The sequence below is a fragment of the Paenibacillus sp. FSL R5-0341 genome (assembly GCF_037975235.1).
Classification (GTDB): Bacteria; Bacillota; Bacilli; order Paenibacillales; family Paenibacillaceae; genus Paenibacillus; species Paenibacillus amylolyticus_A.
On record NZ_CP150241.1, the window covers coordinates 2,491,073 to 2,512,141 of the forward strand.

Sequence of the window (21,069 nt, forward strand, 5' to 3'; positions counted from 1 at the left end):
TTAATATCAAATTAGATATTTATATAATTGAAAGTGAGATGAACGATGATGCAGCTGGAGAAAATTGTAGCTTATCATAAAGCGTTAGCTGACCCGACCCGGCTGCGCATGCTGCTGCTGTTGGCCCAGGGTGAACTGCACGGACAGGCCCTTGCCGAGCGGCTCAATCTGTCACAGCCAACCGTGACACATCATGCTTCCAAGCTGAGAGAGGCGGCGCTGATCAAGGAACGACGGGAGAAAAACACCGTGTATTTCACACTCAATCCTTCGTTTATCCGTGAAAATGCACAGGCTTCGGTTGATTTTATCTTCAAGCGAGAGGAGGTTACGGATATGAGTGATGTGAACGAAACATTGAAAGCGTCGGTCATGAGAAATTTTTTCTCCAAAGATGGACGACTGCGTCAGATTCCGGCTCAATATAAGAAAAAACTGATTGTACTTGGTCATCTGGTAGAGCAGCTTGAATTCGGTTGGAAGTATACGGAAAAAGAAATCAATACATTTATAAAGCAATACCATGAAGACTTTGCCACGATTCGTCGGGAATTTATCATGCATCAGTTCATGTACCGGGAAGAGGAGATCTATGAATTGAATCCGAAGGAAATGTGGACGCGCTGGGATCAGGTCAAATAAAGTAGACGGGTAAAATATAGTTTGGGCTTGACAACTGCAAAGCTCAGTGTGTAACATAATGGATAATTCTACAAGGGAGGCGATTGTTTATGACAAACTTAAATGCTGTATACGTTAATTTGAATATGAACAGCGTCTCCGGAACGGATCAATGCATGTAATTTTGCGTTAAATGGGTAGCAATACCCATTGTAACGTGAAGTATCGTAACATGCTCAGATGAAGCCACGGGTGAAGCACCCGTGGCTTTTTTGTTTGCCGATAAAAGGGTGTTCCTGAATTATTTATAGCGGATAGTTAAGTATATGTCCGGTATAACGATGAAGGGGTAGCTCTGTGGTTCGGCTAACTACTTATTGCCGCGGGTGTATTCTTACCCGTGGTTTTTTTGTTTTGATCTGAACACCGGAGATGATGGTTCACTCGGCTTGCACGAAGTAAACAACTTATTTTGGGAGGAATTTTTATTTTAGATATCCATATTAAGAAGTACGGCTGGTCTGCAAAGTGGCAGGAACTGTGGCAAGAGACAGGGATGGAAGAGCAGGAGAAAAAGCCAGCCAGAATTATCGCAGACCATGGACATCTGCAACGTCTGATTACAGAAGAGGGCGAATGCTGGGGAAGAATTTCGGGCCGAATGCGTCATGATAGTCTGGAGACCAGCTTGGCACCAGCGGTTGGAGATTGGGTGGCCATTACAGGTCAGGCAGGTGAAGAAGCGATTATTCACAATCTGGTGCCACGTCAGAGCCGGGTCTCGAGACAAGCCGCAGGTCCGGTGACCAAGGAACAATTAATCGCCGCCAACGTCGATACACTGCTGATCGTGGCAGCACTTAATCATGATTTCAACCTTAGACGGCTCGAAAGATACGTGCTGATGGCATGGAATGGTGGGGTAAGACCAGTCATTGTCCTGAGCAAAAGTGATCTGTGCAACAATGTGGAGGAACAGATCCGAAGTGTAGAAGGAGTAGCTCCAGGCGTTGAAGTGCTCGCGATATCCGCTGTGGAGGACCAAGGCAAATCGTTACTGGAAAGATATTTGCAACCAGGGTTGACTGTTGCGCTCACAGGATCTTCTGGCAGTGGCAAGTCTACGCTGGTGAACTGGATGATGGGTGAGGATGTACAGCTTACACAATCCGTCCGTGAGGGAGACAGCCGTGGGAGACATACAACAACACACCGGGAGATGTTTGTACTCCCACAGGGAGCTGTATTGATCGATACTCCAGGCATGCGTGAGCTTAATCTCTGGGATGAAGGCAGTGATGGATTGTCCCATGCGTTTGGAGAAATTGAAGAACTTGCCGCCACGTGCAGATTTCTGGATTGCAGTCATACAAGGGAAGCTGGATGTGCAGTGAAAGAGGCCATACAAGATGGTACATTGGATGAAAAACGGCTGAGCAATTATCTGAAGATGCAGAAAGAATTGCAATATCAACAACGTAAAGAAGAAGTGGCAACGAGAAGGCGTACAGCCTCCAGCAAACCGGCCAGTAGTCGCAAACCCAAGCACTCCCGTAGTGTGAAAGAGTGGGAGGAAGCCTGAAATCAGGCGGGCATCATCTGCTATCTTGCATAAGATAGGTCAGGAGGGATGTCATTATGCCAGATTATAGGATCATTGTCGATCTGTCTGACCATATGTTATATCTTCTGGATGGCAATCAGGTGATCAAGGGCTATCCTGTGGCAACCGGAAAGATGCTCACACAGACTCCGAGCGGGGAGTTCACTATTATTAACAAACAATCTAATCCAGGAGGGCCATTTGGCGTGTTGTGGATGGGACTGTCTGCACCCCATTATGGCATACACGGAACCAATGAGCCTTGGTCCATTGGCAAATCCGTCTCCCATGGTTGTATACGCATGTACAACTCGGATGTACTGGATCTGTCTTCCAAGGTATCTGTAGGCACGAGGGTAACGATCCGGCCGTAGGGCCGGATTTTACTTTATAAGGTTAAAAGTAGCCGTTTAGTAAATAAGTTCATAATGGATCAATTTGGAATTATAGAAAGAAGAACATATAATATGGTGAAAATACGGCAGTTACGAGAGAAAGCGAGTGATAGCCATGCAGATCAGGCAGGCGCGTGAAGGGGATGCGGAGGGAATAGCCCATGTACATACGGAGAGTTGGAAAACAACGTATCGCGGAATTGTGCCCGATGATTTTTTGGATCATTTGACTACAGAATCAAGATTGTCCCAGTGGGAAAAGCATATTCGCTCTGGCGAAAAGGATCAGATCTTGGTAGTAGCTGAACAGCCTGATGGGAACATTGTCGGATTTGCTTGTGGGGGTAAGGAGCGTGAAGGCAAATTAGCTTATGATGGAGAGCTGTACGCCATATATTTGCTGAAGGAAGTTCAACAAACGGGCATAGGTCAGCGACTGTCTACACATGTGGTTAATCATCTTCGAACCCTTAATATGAAAAGTTTGATCATATGGGCCTTGGAACGTAATTCAGCTTGCCGCTTCTATGAGAAGATGGGAGGTACTCCAGTCCATACACAGTCCATCCGCATCGCTGGTCAAGATCTGATCGAAGTTGGCTACGGATGGGAAGACTTGAACTTCTTTGGAGAGAAGAGCCTGCCGGACAGATGAAAGACACGCAGGGGGCGGCAAAATACTGTGGATTGTGTTGTCTCCTTAAGCTTCAGGGAATGGAAGGTTGTTTCATGTCTACACGTTTGCGTAATTCTGAACAAGGTTAATGATGTATTACACTGTTATGCAGGTGTGACATTTAATCTTGAGCAGGAGGCGTATTCCAATGACTTTAATGGACATCGAACATACAACATGGACGAAACAATATATTAACGGCCAATGGGTAGAGGGCTCCGGCGAGAAAACAATGGAGAATATCAATCCTTATACGGGAGAAGTTATTGCCACGTGGCGGTCTTCCAACAAAGAAGACATTGATAAAGCTTATGAATCAGCTCAGAAAAATTCGATAGAATGGGCGAAGTCTTTACCCGCTGAGAAGGAAGAGGTACTGCGTAAAGTTTCTTCCCTGATGGCAGAGCGGAAAGAGGAGATCATTCAACTGCTGATCACGGAATCCGGGAGTACGCGTATCAAATCGGAGGCGGAGTTCGCAGCTGCCAAACGCATTGTGGATGAAGCAGCATCTTTTCCTTATCGTATGAAGGGTGAGATTATCCCGTCTAATACTCCTGGCAAAGAGAACCGTGTGGTTCGGGAGCCCAAGGGAGTGATTGGTGTCATCGGACCATGGAATTTCCCTTTGCATCTATGCCTGCGATCCGTAGCTCCGGCGATTGCTCTTGGCAATGGCGTGGTTATTAAACCAGCATCGGACACTCCGATTACAGCAGGCTGGCTTATTGCCGATTTGTTTGAACAGGCGGGACTGCCTGAGGGCGTGCTCAATGTCGTTGCTGGAAGTGGCAGCGAGATCGGTGATTACTTTGTTGCTCATCCGGTTCCAAAAGTGATTTCATTTACGGGTTCCACAGAAGTTGGAAAGGGGATCGGTAAATTGGCTGGTGAACATTTGAAAGAAACGGCACTGGAGCTGGGCGGTAATAACGCCATGGTTGTGCTAGAAGATGCGGACATTGAACGTGCTGCCGAAGCGGCGGTCTTTGGCAAGTTTCTGCATCAGGGACAGATCTGCATGGCTCTGAATCGGTTCATTGTGCATGCCGATATTTACGACAAATTCGTCGATTCATTTGTAGCCAAAACGAAGAATGTGCAGGCAGGTGATCCAGCGGATGCCAAAACACTCGTGGGTCCTCTCATTCGGGAAAAAGAGGTTGAACGATTGCTGGAACTTGTGAACAAAACCAAGGCCGAAGGTGCACGGTTATTACTCGGGGGGACCAGTAAAGGCAGTGTGCTTTCTCCTACTGTACTTGCGGATGTCCAACCTGAACAGGATATTGTGCAGCAGGAATTGTTTGGCCCAGTGGCAGTAATCATGAAGGCGCAGGATGAGCATGAAGCTGTACGTTTGGCGAATGATACCCCGTATGGACTTAGTGGTTCCGTATTCACCAAAGATCTGAATCGAGGATACCAGCTTGCCCAGCGTATTGAGTCTGGTATGGTGCATGTGAATGATCAGTCTGTGAACGATGAAGCACATGTGATGTTTGGCGGTGAGAAAGCATCGGGAATTGGACGCTTCGGCGGTGATTGGGCAATTGAGAAGTTTACACGTACGCGTTGGATCAGTATTCAGCACCAGTATCGGGATTATCCGGGAGTATTATAAGTCGAAAAAGAGTGAATTAACAGGGTCACTTTTGGATGATTGCAACGGGTTACCGATAGATCGACAAATCATGCGAAAGTCCGTCTCCAGCTTGGTGGGACGGGCTTTTGCACAATTGTACACCTCATAAAAATCCTGTTTCCCATCAGAGTAAAAAAGCTGTTTGGGGCTATCTCTATCTGGTTATTTATGGATACACGGAAGAACCGATCCGTAAATCCAATGGCAAAGGGGCCTGAAATTCATGTCCATTGACCGCTTTATTCTGAGGAAGCTGAATACCTGTCAGGAAGAACATACACGTGCCAATTTGGTTCGGCTGTTTGTCATTCGTATTCGTAAAGCCGAGATTGCGGAAGAACATGATGCCGCCTATGTCCTAAGCAAACTGAATTGAGTGATAACTGATATTAATCCGCGATCCGCTGTTAATGTGTATACGACTCAAAAAAAGGAAGCTTGTCTATAACGACAGCTTCCTTTTTCATGTCTTGTAATGAACGCAACTTAATGGACTTCTTTTAATATAACGATAGAGCAAGGGAGTCATTTTCACTGCGACTGTGGAGAATAGCTTCTCCATTGACAATCTCAATACTAATTAAAGAATGCAGACATTTTTGGAGAGCGCGTTTACCGTTGCTAATTTTATGCTCCAGAGCACTGCTAAGCAATCTTAATGTCTTCTGCATAGGTTGTTTGTTTTCTTGATTAAAATATACAGGGATTGATTTGTTTTGAAAAGTTATTAGGGTTCTCACTTGAAATCACCTCACGGTTGTTATTTCATACAGGTAATATTAAATTCCAATGCTTAAAATTACCTTAAAATCAGCTTATGAAAACATAAAGGTGGGTAATGTTTGAAAAGTGTTCACAATTAGATTGTGGGCGAAGGAATAAAAGTCCTGAAAAACGGAACTTAATTACCATTTAAATGGAACAGAAATAAAAAGTTTCGCATCCTCGCAAGTTTTAAAGGCATAACTGCCACGAAAGTTCTGAGTCGAATGTACGATATTTTAATATATACGTGGGTCATATGTAACGAAATTACAGGTGACACATTGCAAACAGGGTGTTTATGTAAGAAAATAGGGTTGATATAACGATTCATTCTCTTTTTTTTGATTTAATGTGACATTAGGACAATTTACATATGAGACCATGGGAGGGATTCAGATGATTCTAACCGTGTATTCCGGCCGCGAGGAAGGCGAATGGTTCGACATCGAGGTTCCGGACGAATGCACCATTGAACATTTGAAGACATTACTCGGCGTTCGAATTTTTGGACAGGCACCGGGAGATGGCATTCAGTACATCCTTGAGGCCAAGTTTCCGGAAGGACTGTGGTTCTCTCCGCAGAACGCGCAGCAGTTAATGGAAACGGGGCTGCGGCAAGGCAGTTGCGTACGTGTCCAGCGGGCTTTTTCAACGACTTCGGAAGAGGCGCCTGTATATGGAAGACGTTCATTGTTTCAGCAGGACAGCAACGAATAGGGCTTTTGAACGTATACATTCTATTGAACGAACTAAAGGAGGTCTTCTCTTCGTGAATGTGTTATATCAGCGTTCTCCAAGAATGACACCGGTTCTCAAGGAAGAGGGACTCGAAATACTCAGGCCTCCAACAGAACCGAGCAAACCCACGTTTTCCATGATATCCATTATTGTGCCGATCATGATGACCATGGTCAGCATTGGTTTCTACGTATATATCAACATGACCGGTAAAATGGGCAACAGCAATTATATGATGTTTCAAATGATGACGGTCATGATGATGCTTACTTCTTACACCATTCCATTCTTCGTGTATCTGAGCAACAAGAAATCATATCGCAAAAAATTGGAAGAACGCAAAACTATGTACCTTGCTCAACTCGACAAACACCGGGAAGAACTGAAGGAAGCGCAGGCGGAGCAAGTAAAGAGTCTGTACGAAATTCATGGTGATCCAGGTGTGTGTCTTCAAGTGGTGAAGAATCGGAACAGTTCCTTATGGGAACGTTCACCAGAGGATGATGATTTCCTACAGGTGCGCATTGGCACGGGAGAGATTCCATTCCGAATTAAACTTCAGGTTCCGCGGATTGACGGCTACGAAAAGGATGAGCTAATTGAAGCGGCCCATGAACTTGCGGCTGAATTCCAGACGGTACCGGATGCTTCCATTACATTGCCTTTGTTCCAATCGAAGGTTATGGGTTTGGTAGGTGATCGGGAGGAAGTGCTCGCTTCCCTGCGAGTCATCATCTCACAGCTGACAGTGCGGCATTCACCGGATGAACTCAAGCTTGCTGCATTTTATGAAGAAAAGGACAGCAAGGAATGGGATTGGCTTCGCTGGATGCCCCATATCTGGGATGAAGACCAGGGACAACGCTATATGGCCGACAGGCACAGCGGTGCGCATCAATTGGCGGACAGCTTGTTTTCCGTGTTGAACCGGCGCCGTAACAATAAGGAAGACCGTTACAAGAAAAGCGTGCAAACGCCTTGTTACGTTGTGATTCTCTCCGATACGCAATTAATTGAAGAAGAACCGTTGCTTCCGCTACTGCTGGAGTCGGCTCACGAGATTGATGTATGCACCATTATACTAGCTAATCGCAAAGAGTCTTTACCGATGCATTGTCAGTTGATTATGGACGCCTCCAAAGGCAAAGGTGTGTATATCAAAAAAACGGAAGATGCAGATGTTATTCAACAAACGTACAAGCCTGATGTGATCTCAAAAGAGATGGCAGAGGCGCTTTCCCGTTATATGTCACCGATCCGGTTGAAGCGTTCATCTGCTTCGGATATCCCGCAAGTGCTCCCGTTATTCGATATGCTGAGCACATCACGTGTGGAGGATCTGGACGTGGTTTCAAGATGGGGACAGACGAGATATCCTGACACGCTGCCTGTGCCAATGGGTGTAAGAGCTGGCGGTAAGAAAATTGCGATAAATCTGCATGATAAAATTGAACGTCAGGGTCATGGTCCTCACGGTCTGATTGCAGGTACAACCGGTTCAGGTAAAAGTGAGGTCATCCAGTCCATCGTAGCCTCGCTGGCTGCTGAATTCCACCCCCATGATCTGGCCTTCATGCTGATTGACTATAAGGGTGGCGGAATGTCCAACACATTTGTCGATCTGCCTCATGTGGTAGGTACAATCACCAATCTGGATGGAAATCTGATTGAGCGGGCGAATATCTCACTTCGTGCCGAATTGGTCAGAAGGCAAAAGATATTAAATGATGCGGGAAACCTCCAGCACATTGATGAATATTACAAGATTCTGCGTTCCAGACATGAACAGCCACTGCCGCATCTGGTCATTATCATTGACGAGTTTGCTCAATTGAAGCGGGACCAGCCAGAGTTCATGGATGAATTGATCAGTATCGCGGCTATTGGCCGGACACTTGGGGTTCATCTAATTCTGGCAACCCAGAAGCCAGCCGGCGTTGTGGACGATAAAATATGGAGTAACTCCCGTTTCCGAATCTGCCTTCGCGTACAGAGTGAGGGAGACAGCAGGGACATGATCAAGATTCCGAATGCTGCCTGGATTACGAAGCCTGGGCGTGGATACTTCCAAGTCGGCAGTGATGAAGTATTTGAAGAAATGCAATTCGCCTGGAGTGGTGCGCCTTATAACCAGCAGGAGGATGCAACGACCGTTTTACCTGTTATGGAAGTGCGCTTGAACGGTAAGCGGGAGCCTCTCTTAACCGGAGAGCGCCGAGCTGTTCTCAAAGGTGAAGATGTTCCGAAACAGCTTCAGGTGTTTATTGACTATGTTGCGCAGTCTGCAGCGGATGCGGGTATCCGTCGTTTGCCAGGACCATGGTTACCACCTTTACCAGAGACACTGGAATGGGAAAGTCTTCCGGAATGGCAGGAAGAAGAGCATTACGATTTGTTGCTTGATGGCGGGGCGAGTGGTCTGAAACCACTGGTTGGTTTGTTGGATGATCTCCCTAATCAGCGTCAGCAGCCGCTTGCATTGCCTATGGATCAAGGCCATCTGGTTGTGTACGGGATGCCAGGACTCGGAAAAACAACATTTGTCCAGACCTTGCTGATGTCCCTGGCGCGTTCACACAGAACTGAGCCTTGGCATGGTTACATTATCGATATGGGTCGCATGATGAAGGACTTTGCAGCACTTCCTCAGATCGGTGGCGTGATGATGGCTGAAGAGGAAGACCGGATCAAGCGGTTATTCCGCTATATTCTCAAGCTGTCGGCGCAACGCAAGGATATCATCTCGGAGGCGGGGGTTAAAACGATTTCGGCCTATCGCCGGACAGCTCATGCAGCAGTCCCGCAGGTTGTGGTGGTTATCGATGGTTATCTTTCGTTTCGCAATGCCTATCCGGAAGAAAATGAGCTTTTGGAGACGATTCTGCGTGAAGGCGGCAGTCTAGGCATCACATTCGTGCTTACTGCGAATCGGGTAACAGATGTATTTGAGAAATTCAGAAGTAATATTCCCAATGCGGTTTCATTTGAATTATCTGATCCAAGTGATTATTATTATGCCGTGGGAAGACCTTCAAAGGCACCAAGCCAACTTCCACCAGGAAGAGGTCTGGTCAAAGGGCAGGTACCTCCGTTGATGTTCCAGGCGGCATTACCTTCTTCCGGGGCAGATGAGGGCAAACGCTCATCGGCATTGCGCCGTACAATCGCTGAGATTCGCCAAGGCTGGACAGGGGAAGAAGCGCCGCAGATTGCTCCGCTTCCGGAAGAGATCAAACTCAAGGATCTGCTCATTCGGACAGGATCATATGGTCAGGCTTGGGATACATCGTCTGTAACGGTCCCTGTGGGATTACTTACGGATGATCTGGAACCATTCCAGCTTAATCTGCGTGAAGGTCCGCATTTCATGGTAACAAGTCCGATGGAAGGCGGCAAAACGACATTTTTGCTGACATGGATGTTGTCACTGGCTTATCATGCTTCTCCGGAAGATGTGCAAATATACACGGTAGATATGCGTTATGGCTCAGGTGGACTGGGGGAAATCAGCAGTTTGCCCCATGTCCGTGGACACGTATCGCGAGAAGAACAGCTTGCACCTGTGATTCAACAGTTGTACGATGAAGTTCTGAAAAGAGGCGAGATTTCCGGTGGACCGGAACTTGTGCTCGTCATCGATGATGCGGACACCTTGTCCAAGCAGCTAAACGATTTTAATGTAAAAGATCAATTGGGAGCGATTGTTCGTCAAGGAAGGGATCGAGGTGTACACGTGATTCTGTCCGGGGTTCCGGCAGACTTCCCGACCTTCGGTTCTGACTGGGTAACGGATGTGAAGGCTTCCCAGAGCGGAATGCTCTTCGGGACTTTAGACCCTAACGATCTCTCGTTCTTCCGTATACCTTATTCGGAATCCGGAGGTAGTTCAGGTGGGCTGAAGGTACTGCCTCCGGGTCAAGGTTATTATGTAAAACGTAAATATTCCAGGGTTAAAGGTGCAGTTCCATGTGATGACAGCTGGAAAATGACCGATTGGATTTCTGAAATTCGTGACCGATGGCATGTTGTAGTTTGAGGGGAGGTGGCTCATAATGTTGACGGTTCATGATTCTAAGCAAAAGGTAGTCACGTTACAAACAAAAGAACTTTTTTTCCTAGCCGGCATTCTCGGTTCAGACCGACTGCTTGGTGTGGAAGATCCGTTTCGCGGCTATATGGCGGAGGATATCGCGATGGAGTGGGAGCGCGTCAAGGCCTCCCTGCTTGACAAAGGATATCTGATTCAGGATCAGGAGACGGATGAGCTGATCATGACACCGACCGTTTTCTCCAGGGTAGCCATTGCCGGACTGTCCGACAGAGCTTGTTGGATTCGCTACACGATCAACGGCAAGTCGTATGAGAGTTATGTACACTGCACGGATGAGCGGGTCGTTGAAGTCTCCCGTGTTGCGGACGTACCGGATTCGTTCCGGCTCAGCGATCTGGGAAGTGTTCGTGAAGCCATTGATGTTCTGATCGAGCGGATGAAATGGAGCGGCCATTCTCCTGCGGAGAAACCGGCATTAATGTGCTCCAAGAAAAAGTTCTATGATGTTATGAATGAGCTGGAAAACAGCGAGGTACAGACGGTAGCTGATGAACTCGCTCAGGAGACAAGTGATCCTGAGGGTTCACTTGCGCTGGCACGCTGTCTGGTGGGTAAGGAGTCAGATGGGGAGCTTCGGTTGCTTGTGTGGAATGAAGAGGGATGGAAGTCGCAGTCGGCAGCATTTGCTGCAAGTGCGGTATCCAACTGGCTGTTCCGGATGAGCACTGCCGCTTCAGATGATTGGCTTGTTGCAGCACTGACGACTAGAGAACAGTTTCACGAGATGCTGCTGGACTGGCTTAAACAGCCTGCAGGGGAAGAGGAAAGGTGATGGTAAATGCGCATTCGTGTGGAACCGGATGTGCTTCGGGCACTGAGCAGGCAGATTCAGTATGCAGCGGAGCAAATACAGCAAAAGATGACAGTGTTGGATCAGGCGATTCATTCGCTGGAGTGGGAGGTTGAATCCCGTGCAGCGGTGATGAATGAATGGAATCACAGTAAACGACTGGGCGAGGATGCGCTTCGTCGATTGATGGACTTAAGCGTACAGCTGGGACGTAAAGCGTTGTTATTCCAGCAGGCAGACATGGAGTATCGTTCCGTGCTGAGTCATGTGAACACGGCCTATGGTAATGCGGTCAATATGCTGAATGTTCTTCAGAATAACCGTACAGGAGAAATCATGCCTGCACATTCTGCAACTGTAGCTGTAGTATCCGATCCCCTTTCCGCAATGGCGGCCGTATATCGTGTACAGGATGCCGCTCCGCCTGATGGCTCCCCGGCTACACTGGTACAGGCCATGCAGCCTGAGCCTGTAGCATGGAGATTCACAGACCCTTCCTTTCGGGGAAGAAGAGGAACCGAGCCTGTCGTTTCCTGAACAGGGTGAATAAAAAGGACAGCAGAAAGTGAATATATTTTTGTAAATAGGCTGTTAGGAGAAGTTTCAAGTGCTGAAAATGGGGTAAATAGGATTAGGTCCTTCGGCTTTTGTCCGATCGATCCTGGTATAGTACAATTTGAACAAGTAAAAATTTAATTGCACAAACCAAGGAGGAATTTACCAATGGCAGGACGTATTTTAGTTACCCCAGAGCAGCTTGATCAGGTTTCCAACCAATTTAAACAAAGCGGTGAGCAAAGTCAGCAAATCGTATCTACATTGACTCAATCCATCACAAGCATGGAAGGACAATGGGAAGGTATGACAAAGCAACGCTTCTTCCAAGAGTTCCAAGAAGCTAGCAAACAAATGCAATCGTTCGTTCAAACGCTGAACAGCATCAGCGCTGAACTTACAGCTATTGCTAACAAATTCCGTACAGCTGACCAAGCTCGTTAATCTGCTTTACATAGATCAGGCCGATGTGAAGTCTGAATTCGTCCTGAGTTATAGGTGGGTAGCAAGCTGAAGATGTACAACTACAGCAAAAACCGGGCGTTTTCACAACACCCGGTTTTTGCTGCAACTATGACACTAGGACAGAGAGAGGGATAAGCATGTCTTTTCAACCAAATCCCGGGGATGAAGTGGTGATTAACGACATTGCCTATACGATTGGGCAACATCCGGCTGCGCCGGGTCTGGCTTATGCCCAAGCCGGAAGGCAGGGGATTGTTTATCAGTTGATACCCCGAAATGGTTCCATTCATGGGGCCAAAGCACTAAAAGTATTTTTTCCTAAATTCCGTATTCCGGCTATGGTATATCAGTCTGAGCATATGGAGTCCTATAGTGAACTGCCAGGTTTGCAGGTATGCAAGCGTGATGTGCTCACTCCGGAAAGAAACGGAGCGCTCATTGGAAAACATCCAGATCTGTTATATGCGGTGTTGATGCCATGGGTGCAGGGTCAGACCTGGTTCGATGTGATTAGCGATCAGAGACAGCTGACGGCAGAGGAGAGCCTGAAGCTGGCCAGAGCGCTTGCCGGAACAGGTTCGGCTATGGAGCAACGTGGACTGGCTCATTGCGATATGTCCGCTCCCAATGTAATGATTCCGTTTTTTTCCGAAGTGGAGAACCTGGGGAAGACGTCTGCGGTTGAACTGGTGGATGTCGAGCAAATGTACGGTTCCAAGATGGATCGTCCGGATGCCCTGCTTGCCGGGTCACCCGGTTATGCGGCCCATCGAACAGTGCACAGTGGTTTGTGGAGTTCATATGCCGACCGATTTGCCGGAGCCGTTATTATTGCTGAAATGTTAAGCTGGTCGGACCCTGTGATTGTAGAGAAAGCCTGGGGCGAAAGCTATTTTGATCAACATGAAATGCAAACGGTGAGTGAACGGTATTTTGCGATGCGGGAATCGCTTGAGAAGCGTTGGGGCTCCAAATTGTCTGAGCTGTTTATTCGCGCCTGGGAGAGTCACGATCTGAGCAGTTGTCCGACGTTTGGGGAGTGGTATGTTGCACTGGCTGCGGTAGACGTGCATCAGGCTAATGCGGTTGCTGCTGCGACATCGGAAGAAGAAGGCGCGAATCAGCCGGAAGTTATTAATGCGAATCTGAACAAGAGCTCAGAACCTGCAAGTGAAACGTTGAATGCTCAAAACGAGAATAATTCCCAAACGCAGCACTCTCCTGATCAGGAAGCGGTTGTGAACCGTCTGTTCCTGCAAGCAAGAGCCCTGGAGGACGAAGATAAACCGGCGGCAGCACTGGAAGTGTACCGCTCGTTGTATCATTTCATTCCTCATAACAGTGCGATGCAGATGGAAGTTGAAGCTGCAATCAAGGAACTGGATGCCAAGCTCAATCCAAAAGAAGACACAAACAAGCCAGTACCTGTGCCATTCTACAGATCCAAAAAGTTCATGATCTCCTCTGCTGTACTTATTGTATTGCTGGCAGGTGGTGTGCCAACGGTCAAAATACTCGCCGATCAGGCAGAGGCGAAGCAGCAAGAACAGCAGGAAGCCACGCGACTGGCAGAGGTCAAGGCTGCGGAAGAGGCCGAAGCTGCGAAGGCGGCTGCGCTCAAACAGCAGGAAGAGCAAGAGAAGCAAAAGGCCGCAGAAGCTGCGAAACTTGATGCAGAGGAAAAGAAAAAGCTTGCTGAAGCCAAACAGAAGGAAGCGGAAGCAAAGAAAAAAGAAGAAGAACGCAAGGCATTACAGGCCAAGTACGACAAACAGGCGAAATATGAGGCCTATCTAGTGAAGCAGGAACAGCAGAAGAAAGAAGCTGCCAAGAGAGCGCAGCAGGAGAAGTACGATAAACAGGCAAAATATGAAGCTTACCTGGTTTGGAAAAAAGAGAATGATGCCAAGCTTGCAAAACAGGAAGCGGAGCGTAAAGCGGCAGCGGAAGTTAAACGTCAGCAGGAGATTGCTCAGAAAGCTGCGCTTAAGAAAAAACGTGCCCAGAATGTGGTCACGCTGATTGCTCATTACAATAAAACGTATAATGCACAAAAAGGCAGAAAGATTGAAAATGCGGAAGCGTATGCCCGTGATTTCAAAAATCTATATAATACCGATGCTGCTTATTTCAAAGGGGTCGGCAAAGTGGCCGCTCGAATGAGTGCCATTAACAAATTCCTGAGCAACACCAGTTATACGTTGCCCAACTTATAAAATAACACGTGAACGATGGAGGTGACTCACCCAAGATGAACTACACGATTCAAGCATCGCAGCGTACACCTGCACTGATTATCTATTTAATTGATATTAGCGCCTCCATGAACATGGTTCTGGAAAATCGTCGGCGGATTGACGTCGTCTATGATGCTTTATCTCTCGCGATCCGCCAAATGGTATTTCGGTCCACCAAGGGAAATCGACTGACACCTCGCTATCGGATAGCCATATTAGCTTACAGCGATGATGTATATGACTTGTTGAACGGAATCAAAGGGATTGACGAGATCGCTGCAGTTGGTTCTTTGCCTGACCTGACGCCGAGACGGTTTTCGGATTCTGCGAAGGCTTTCCTACAAGCTGAGAAGATACTACAGGCCGAAATTCCGAATATGCAGGATTGTCCTGCGCCACTCGTATGCCACATGACGGATGGGGTAGCCACAGGTGAAGATCCTGAGCCTATTGCGAAAAGAATCATGGGCATGAGTGTGCCGGACGGCAATGTACTGGTGGAGAATATCTTTATATCCGATCATCTGCTGGAAGGACCGATTGCTGAACCTAGAAGATGGAAAGGGATCTCTTCGGAAACGAATCTGCAGGATGAGCATGGAGAAAAGCTGCGTAATATGTCATCCGTCCTGCCCGAAAGTTATCGGGAGATGCTTGTTGAGGCTGATTATTTGCTTGCACCCGGTGCACTCATGATGCTGCCAGGTACCTGTGCAGAATTGGTATCGATCGGGTTCCAGATGTCCGCTGCTACGCCTGTGAGATAGGAGGGGAATCATGAGAGCAATGCGTTTGGCAACATTGTCTGCTGGAGATAAGGGGGGCCATGCCGAGCAACGGCATGGCAACTTTCGCTATGTGAGTGTACAGACTGATGAACAGCCACTAACCCGCTACCAGGGCACATTCAAATGCAGGTATGGTTATGGCAGAGCGGCAGAGACTGTACATCAAGGAGATACTGGACAAGACTTTGCTGCGGTCCGCATGAATGGGAATGTCTGCAATTTTGTATTATGTGATGGGGTAGGCATGAGTTATCTGGGAGACTTTGCAGCACGTTTTCTGGGGAATGCTTTGTTAGACTGGCTGGAAACGACGCAACACCCGACGGAAGAGGGCGTTGAGCGTCTTCTTCATGATCTGACCCTTCCTGCATCGGAGCAACTGGAGAAATTAGAACCACTGGATAGTTCCCCTCTGTTGCTGCGTGAAGTGTTGATGGAGAAGCGAAGCCGGGGCAGTCAGGCCATGTATGTGTGTGGACGGATTGAGCTTACGGGAGGCGGCCGCAAAAGCCGTGTGTGGCTTGCGTGGCAAGGAGATTCACGTATTCGCCTCTGGCGTAATAACCAGGAACAGTCTGACATGTTCCAGGCACATTGCAAGACGAATGAGCGTTGGTCTACACTTGAAGGACCTGTCGGTGGTAAGCCGCACATCTGCGAGATGAAAGGGTCCGCAGGCGATTCATTGCGTCTTCAGTTATACACGGATGGATTAAATGATCTGGATGCCATCCAGGCCTATGTGCCCGATGAACACATTCAGGTACTACTCGATGCTACACATACCGGCGGTCTTGAAGATGATGCCGCTTTCATTGAGCTAGAATGGTGAGTGCCCGTTATAAAGTTGTGGACCGATCCTGATGTTGCTGTGACATTGGCGTAGATCAATGGTGAAAAAACTTGCTGGTGTTGATTTAAAAGACACTCTTTTTGGGTAATCTTGTGAAGAATTGGCTTTGAGCTTGAACGTACATTCTTACATAATTGCTAAAATGAAGGAGTGGAATGGATAATGACACAACATAACGGCAAGTCACGTTTCCAAGGCAAGGTTGCGATTATTACCGGAGCAGGCTCCGGAATTGGGAAGGCTACTGCGGTCAAGCTGGCTAAAGAGGGTGCAAAAGTAGCACTGTTTGATCTGGTGAATGATCGAATCTCGGAAACGGAAGCAGAGATTAATGCGCTGCACCCCGGTGTGGCGAGAGCATTCGATGTAGACATTTCCGACCCGGCGCGTGTGGAAAAGGCAGTGCTCGAAACCGTGGAATTGTTCGGTGGTTTGGATATTGTTTTTGCCAATGCAGGTATTAACGGAGTATCGGCACCCATTGAGGAAATTCAGGTTGAAGAGTGGCAACAGATTATTACTACGAACCTGAACGGTACGTTTTTCACCGTTAAATATGCATTACCTCATTTGAAAAAACGGGGTGGCGGCAGCATTATCATCACGAGTTCCATCAATGGCAATCAACGTTTCTCAAGCTTTGGCATGTCGGCGTACAGCACGTCCAAGGCAGGGCAGGTTGCATTTGCGAAGATGGCTGCGCTTGAGCTGGCGAAGTTCAAGATACGTGTAAACGTGATTTGCCCAGGGGCGATTGCGACGAATATCGATCAAAGTACGGTCAAAACGGATGATTTGCAGCAGATCATTATTCCGATGGAGTTCCCGGAAGGTCAGCAGCCACTTGCGGACGGTCCGGGTCAGCCGGAACATGTTGCCGATCTGGTAAGCTTCCTCGCATCGTCCGAATCCAGACATATCACTGGAGCAGAGATCGTGATTGATGGTGCCGAATCATTGCTCAGCTAAGTGAGCATTCTGGATAAATTCATTTTTGCTGAAATAAGTGTGTTTGCGATAGTCGTTCCTCTGGGACGGCTTTTTTTGTTATAATGCTAACATTCGAATAGTGATGCTGAAGAGCAGTGAGGTACATACATTAGGAGCGATCATATGCATATAGAGTTACCGATACAAGAAATTATTCCGGAGTTAAAGCAGTTATTTCGGGATCAAGATACAGGTGTGTTAATTGCAGAACCGGGTGCGGGAAAAACGACTGTTGTACCGCTGGCTTTGCTGGAGGAACCGTGGGTTGCGGGACGGAAAATCATTATGCTGGAACCCCGAAGGCTGGCCGCGCGTTCGGCCGCATCGAGACTGGCGGCTACGCTAGGGGAAAAGGCGGGTCAGACTGTAGGATATCGTGTACGCATGGATACCCGGGTGAGTCAGGGGACACGCATTGAAGTTGTGACGGAAGGGGTGTTGACCCGGATGTTGCAGCAGGACCAGGGTCTTGAGGATACGGCGATGATTATATTCGATGAATTCCATGAACGTCATCTACATGGGGACTTGGGCTTGGCTCTGGCATTGGAATCGCGAGCGATGTTACGTCCAGATCTGAAACTGCTGGTCATGTCGGCGACCCTTGATCCTGTTCCCGTCTGTGCCTTGCTTGGTGAGGGTACAAGAGCAATTCACTGTCCGGGACGCACGTTTCCGGTGGAAACACGATATGTGCCAAGACCGGCAGCCATGCAGCTGGAACAATTCACGGCTCATACGGTGAACAAGGCATTAGCTGAACAGGAGGGAGACGTGCTTGTTTTTCTTCCCGGCGCAAGAGAGATACATCGTACAGAGCGTGAGTTATTAAACGGTTCTCTACCAGCACATGTGAAGGTTCATTCTCTGTATGGGAGTTTGCCAGTGGAACAACAGGATGAGGTCATACGCCCGGCGGCTGAGGGCTGGCGGAAAGTGGTATTATCTACGTCCATTGCGGAATCCAGTCTTACGCTGGCTGGCGTTAAAGTTGTGGTGGATGCGGGGCTGAGTCGAGCATCGGCATTCTCGCCGCGTACGGGCATGAGCCGGCTTGTCACCCTGCCGGTGTCCAAGGCATCAGCCGATCAGCGGCGGGGTCGTGCGGGGCGAATCGCCCCAGGTGTGTGTTACCGGCTATGGAGCGAAGAGGTTCATGGGGGACTGCCTGAGGCAGCTCGCCCGGAGATCACCTCCGCGGATCTCGCGCCGCTGGCGCTTGAGCTTGCCGTTTGGGGTGTCCAGTCCCCAGCAGAGCTGCAATGGCTGGACACCCCGCCTGACGCCGCCTACGGCCAGGCACAGGCGCTGCTGCGCCAGCTGGGCGGCCTGGACGACGCAGGCCGCATCACGCCCTTCGGGCGGCGGATGAACACGCTTGGCGTGCATCCGCGACTGGCCAGCATGCTGCTCCGCGCGGCGGAGCTTGGGCTGGCCAGCTACGCCAGCATGCTGGCGGCACTGCTGCAGGAGCCTGCCGGCCTCCGCAGCAGTGGCAGTGCAGGCGCGGGCACAGACCTCCGCCCGCGCGTGGAAGCGCTGCTGACCGCGGACAGCAGCGGCATGCCGCAAGCGGCAGCGGCTGCCCTAGACGGCGCGGCCGTGCGGCGCATGCTCCAGGAGAGCCGCCAGCTGCGCTCGGCGCTCGGGCCGGCGGCCGATCCGGTGCGGCCGGATGAGGACAGCTGCGGATTGCTGCTGTCCTTTGCCTATCCGGACCGGATCGGGCAACGCCGGGAGGACGGCCGCTATCTGCTGAGCAGCGGCCGCGGTGTACGGCTCGCAGCGACAGAATCGCTGAGCCGTTCAGCGTATCTGGTCGCAGCTGAGGCAGACGACCAGGGCGCAGATGCGCGCATCCTGCTGGCTGCGCCGTTGCAGGAGCAGACATTGTTGCAGGCAGGTCAGCACTTGCTGCACAATGAAGTGCAAGTGGCCTGGGATTCCAATACCCGCAGCGTGCGCGCACACAAGAGACTTCGTATTGGAGCCCTTGTGATTAAAGAGAGCAGTATTGCACAGCCGCCTGAAGATCAGGTGCTGGAAGCACTGATAACGGGAATACGAATGGAAGGGCTCGATTGTCTGCCCTGGACAAAAACATCCAGACAACTTGCGGACAGGCTGCGGTTCCTGCATCTTCATCTACCCGAGTGGCCTGACCTGATCGAAGATGATCTGACTGAAGAGTTGGCAGAACATCTTACGCCTTATCTGACAGGCATGCGATCGGCAGCCGATCTGAAGAGATTATCGATGCATGATGTATTGCTCGGCGGACTGAGCTGGAATCAGCGACAACAACTGGACGATGAAGCGCCGACGCATATACAGGTGCCAAGTGGTTCCCGAATTCCCGTAGACTACAGCCGACCGGAGGACCCTACGCTGGCGGTGAGACTACAGGAGATGTTTGGACAACAGGAGACACCACGTATTGGTGGTGGGCGAGTTCCGTTGACCATCCACTTGTTATCACCGGCGCAGCGGCCTGTACAGGTTACACGAGACTTGGCCAATTTCTGGCGAGAGACGTACTTTGACGTCAAAAAAGATCTGAAAGGTCGTTATCCGAAGCACTACTGGCCGGATAATCCACTTGAAGCGGTCGCCACAAATCGGGCCAAACCACGGGGGAAATAGATGAATTATTTCGTTTTTTCAGATATCAATTATGTGGTTTCCCAAGGGAGCTTCATCAGCACAGACTCTGCTGAACAGCGGGAGCGCTAACGAACCTGTGACGTCTTATTCAGCGATTTGAAGCGTCCTTAGAAATCTAAGGAATCTGAAACACGCTATATTCGAAAAACCAGCCGTTTACACCGGGGTTGTCAGGTGATTTTGTTAAATAACGTGTCTCATGTTTCTTACACAATAAACTGAAGACCCAAAGGCTAAATAAGACGTCCTCGGTTCCTTAGAAAATCGTCTGGATAATTCACCAGGATCAGCCAGCCTGTACTTCAAGATGTTCTGGACGCCGACGTACTTCCACGTAAGAGTATGTCTGACAACGTATCACGTGCCTGAGTTTGAATGCCCACCCTGATGGGCATGAAAAGGAATGAACCTCAGCAATTAATTGCTATCCACACATATTATATTGACCCTGCAAGCGTTTGAAAGAAAACAAGGCGGGTAATAACATAGCGAACCACTCAATAAGATGAGGAGGGATTCACTATGCAGAAGAAAATCGTAGGTGTGTTTAATACAGAACGTGAAGCATCGCAGGCTATCGAGGGTCTGAAAGCACAAGGATTCACTTCAGACGAAATCTCCGTTGTTACACAGGATCGGGATGAATTGAAGGCGATTCGGGAAGAGACGGGTACGAAAGCCCCTGAAGGCGTGGCTGCGGGTGCAGCAACAGGTGGTGTACTTGGTGGCGTGGCTGGCCTGCTCGCAGGTATCGGTGCACTGGCCATACCCGGCATAGGACCAATTCTGGCCGCAGGCCCTATCGCAGCAGCATTTACCGGTGCAGCTGTGGGTGCAGGAGCTGGCGGATTGGTGGGTGGACTGGTTGGTCTCGGTATTCCGGAAGAGGATGCCAAACAGTATGAGGAGTATGTACAGAATGGCAAAATCCTGTTGCTCGTAGACTCCACGGATCGGGACACGGATGTGTATGATGTGTTCAGCAGCAACAGCCAGTATAATCGGGACAGAGCCCAAGTCCATGGTGGAGATGTGGCTGCCGAACGTCCGGACCTGGATATGGAAGAACGCAGATTGGAAGCCCAAACCAAGGCAGCGCGGTTCGGTAACAATACATTTCTCTAATCGTTATACCGATTCGGTGGATATGTAATAGAACTCAATGACATAATA

18 protein-coding genes are annotated in these 21,069 nt (G+C 49.0%); 17 read left to right on the forward strand and 1 reads right to left on the reverse strand.

What is annotated here, in order from left to right; translation table 11 throughout:
* Window positions 1-48 precede the first annotated feature (48 nt).
* From MKX75_RS11370 to MKX75_RS11395, 6 genes are all read left to right on the forward strand, one after another.
* Window positions 49-642 (forward strand): metalloregulator ArsR/SmtB family transcription factor, encoded by a 594-nt coding sequence (locus MKX75_RS11370; RefSeq protein WP_339170430.1) that lies wholly within the window; start codon window positions 49-51, stop codon window positions 640-642.
* Window positions 643-1,093: 451 nt separating this feature from the next.
* Window positions 1,094-2,203, forward strand: a complete 1,110-nt coding sequence (gene rsgA, locus MKX75_RS11375; RefSeq protein WP_339169639.1) for a ribosome small subunit-dependent GTPase A — start codon at window positions 1,094-1,096, stop codon at window positions 2,201-2,203.
* Between the two features lie 56 nt (window positions 2,204-2,259).
* Window positions 2,260-2,598 (forward strand): L,D-transpeptidase, encoded by a 339-nt coding sequence (locus tag MKX75_RS11380; RefSeq protein WP_062833875.1) that lies wholly within the window; start codon window positions 2,260-2,262, stop codon window positions 2,596-2,598.
* A gap of 136 nt (window positions 2,599-2,734) precedes the next feature.
* Window positions 2,735-3,274, forward strand: coding sequence for a GNAT family N-acetyltransferase (locus MKX75_RS11385; RefSeq protein WP_076330718.1), 540 nt, complete (start codon window positions 2,735-2,737; stop codon window positions 3,272-3,274).
* Window positions 3,275-3,443: 169 nt separating this feature from the next.
* Window positions 3,444-4,919, forward strand: a complete 1,476-nt coding sequence (locus tag MKX75_RS11390; protein WP_339169640.1) for an aldehyde dehydrogenase family protein — start codon at window positions 3,444-3,446, stop codon at window positions 4,917-4,919.
* Between the two features lie 244 nt (window positions 4,920-5,163).
* Window positions 5,164-5,316: a hypothetical protein gene (locus MKX75_RS11395; RefSeq protein ID WP_167350850.1), complete on the forward strand. Its 153-nt coding sequence runs from the start codon at window positions 5,164-5,166 to the stop codon at window positions 5,314-5,316.
* 124 nt (window positions 5,317-5,440) lie between these two features.
* On the opposite strand, the gene MKX75_RS11400 is transcribed toward MKX75_RS11395, so the two are convergent.
* On the reverse strand, window positions 5,441-5,680 hold the full coding sequence (locus MKX75_RS11400) for a hypothetical protein (protein ID WP_076330720.1): 240 nt from the start codon (window positions 5,678-5,680) through the stop codon (window positions 5,441-5,443).
* A 421-nt stretch (window positions 5,681-6,101) separates the two neighbouring features.
* Here MKX75_RS11400 and MKX75_RS11405 point away from each other — a divergent pair, with 421 nt between their 5' ends.
* From MKX75_RS11405 to MKX75_RS11455, 11 genes are all read left to right on the forward strand, one after another.
* Window positions 6,102-6,422, forward strand: coding sequence for a hypothetical protein (locus tag MKX75_RS11405; protein ID WP_062833878.1), 321 nt, complete (start codon window positions 6,102-6,104; stop codon window positions 6,420-6,422).
* Window positions 6,423-6,474: 52 nt separating this feature from the next.
* On the forward strand, window positions 6,475-10,479 hold the full coding sequence (gene essC / locus MKX75_RS11410; RefSeq protein WP_339169642.1) for a type VII secretion protein EssC: 4,005 nt from the start codon (window positions 6,475-6,477) through the stop codon (window positions 10,477-10,479).
* Between the two features lie 16 nt (window positions 10,480-10,495).
* Window positions 10,496-11,326 (forward strand): hypothetical protein, encoded by an 831-nt coding sequence (locus tag MKX75_RS11415; RefSeq protein ID WP_076330722.1) that lies wholly within the window; start codon window positions 10,496-10,498, stop codon window positions 11,324-11,326.
* Between the two features lie 6 nt (window positions 11,327-11,332).
* Window positions 11,333-11,881: a WXG100 family type VII secretion target gene (locus MKX75_RS11420; RefSeq protein WP_062833881.1), complete on the forward strand. Its 549-nt coding sequence runs from the start codon at window positions 11,333-11,335 to the stop codon at window positions 11,879-11,881.
* A 186-nt stretch (window positions 11,882-12,067) separates the two neighbouring features.
* On the forward strand, window positions 12,068-12,343 hold the full coding sequence (locus MKX75_RS11425) for a WXG100 family type VII secretion target (protein ID WP_017689071.1): 276 nt from the start codon (window positions 12,068-12,070) through the stop codon (window positions 12,341-12,343).
* A gap of 158 nt (window positions 12,344-12,501) precedes the next feature.
* Window positions 12,502-14,580, forward strand: a complete 2,079-nt coding sequence (locus MKX75_RS11430) for a hypothetical protein (protein WP_339169645.1) — start codon at window positions 12,502-12,504, stop codon at window positions 14,578-14,580.
* Window positions 14,581-14,615: 35 nt separating this feature from the next.
* Window positions 14,616-15,368, forward strand: a complete 753-nt coding sequence (locus MKX75_RS11435) for a vWA domain-containing protein (protein WP_017689069.1) — start codon at window positions 14,616-14,618, stop codon at window positions 15,366-15,368.
* Between the two features lie 10 nt (window positions 15,369-15,378).
* Window positions 15,379-16,221: a protein phosphatase 2C domain-containing protein gene (locus MKX75_RS11440; protein ID WP_339169646.1), complete on the forward strand. Its 843-nt coding sequence runs from the start codon at window positions 15,379-15,381 to the stop codon at window positions 16,219-16,221.
* Between the two features lie 183 nt (window positions 16,222-16,404).
* Window positions 16,405-17,211 carry an SDR family NAD(P)-dependent oxidoreductase gene (locus MKX75_RS11445; RefSeq protein WP_062833884.1) on the forward strand — a complete coding sequence of 269 codons (807 nt, stop codon included), beginning with the start codon at window positions 16,405-16,407 and terminating at the stop codon, window positions 17,209-17,211.
* Window positions 17,212-17,355: 144 nt separating this feature from the next.
* Window positions 17,356-19,875: an ATP-dependent helicase HrpB gene (gene hrpB / locus MKX75_RS11450; RefSeq protein WP_339169647.1), complete on the forward strand. Its 2,520-nt coding sequence runs from the start codon at window positions 17,356-17,358 to the stop codon at window positions 19,873-19,875.
* Between the two features lie 543 nt (window positions 19,876-20,418).
* Complete coding sequence (locus tag MKX75_RS11455) at window positions 20,419-21,021, forward strand: general stress protein (RefSeq protein WP_062833886.1); 603 nt, start codon at window positions 20,419-20,421, stop codon at window positions 21,019-21,021.
* Window positions 21,022-21,069 lie beyond the last annotated feature (48 nt).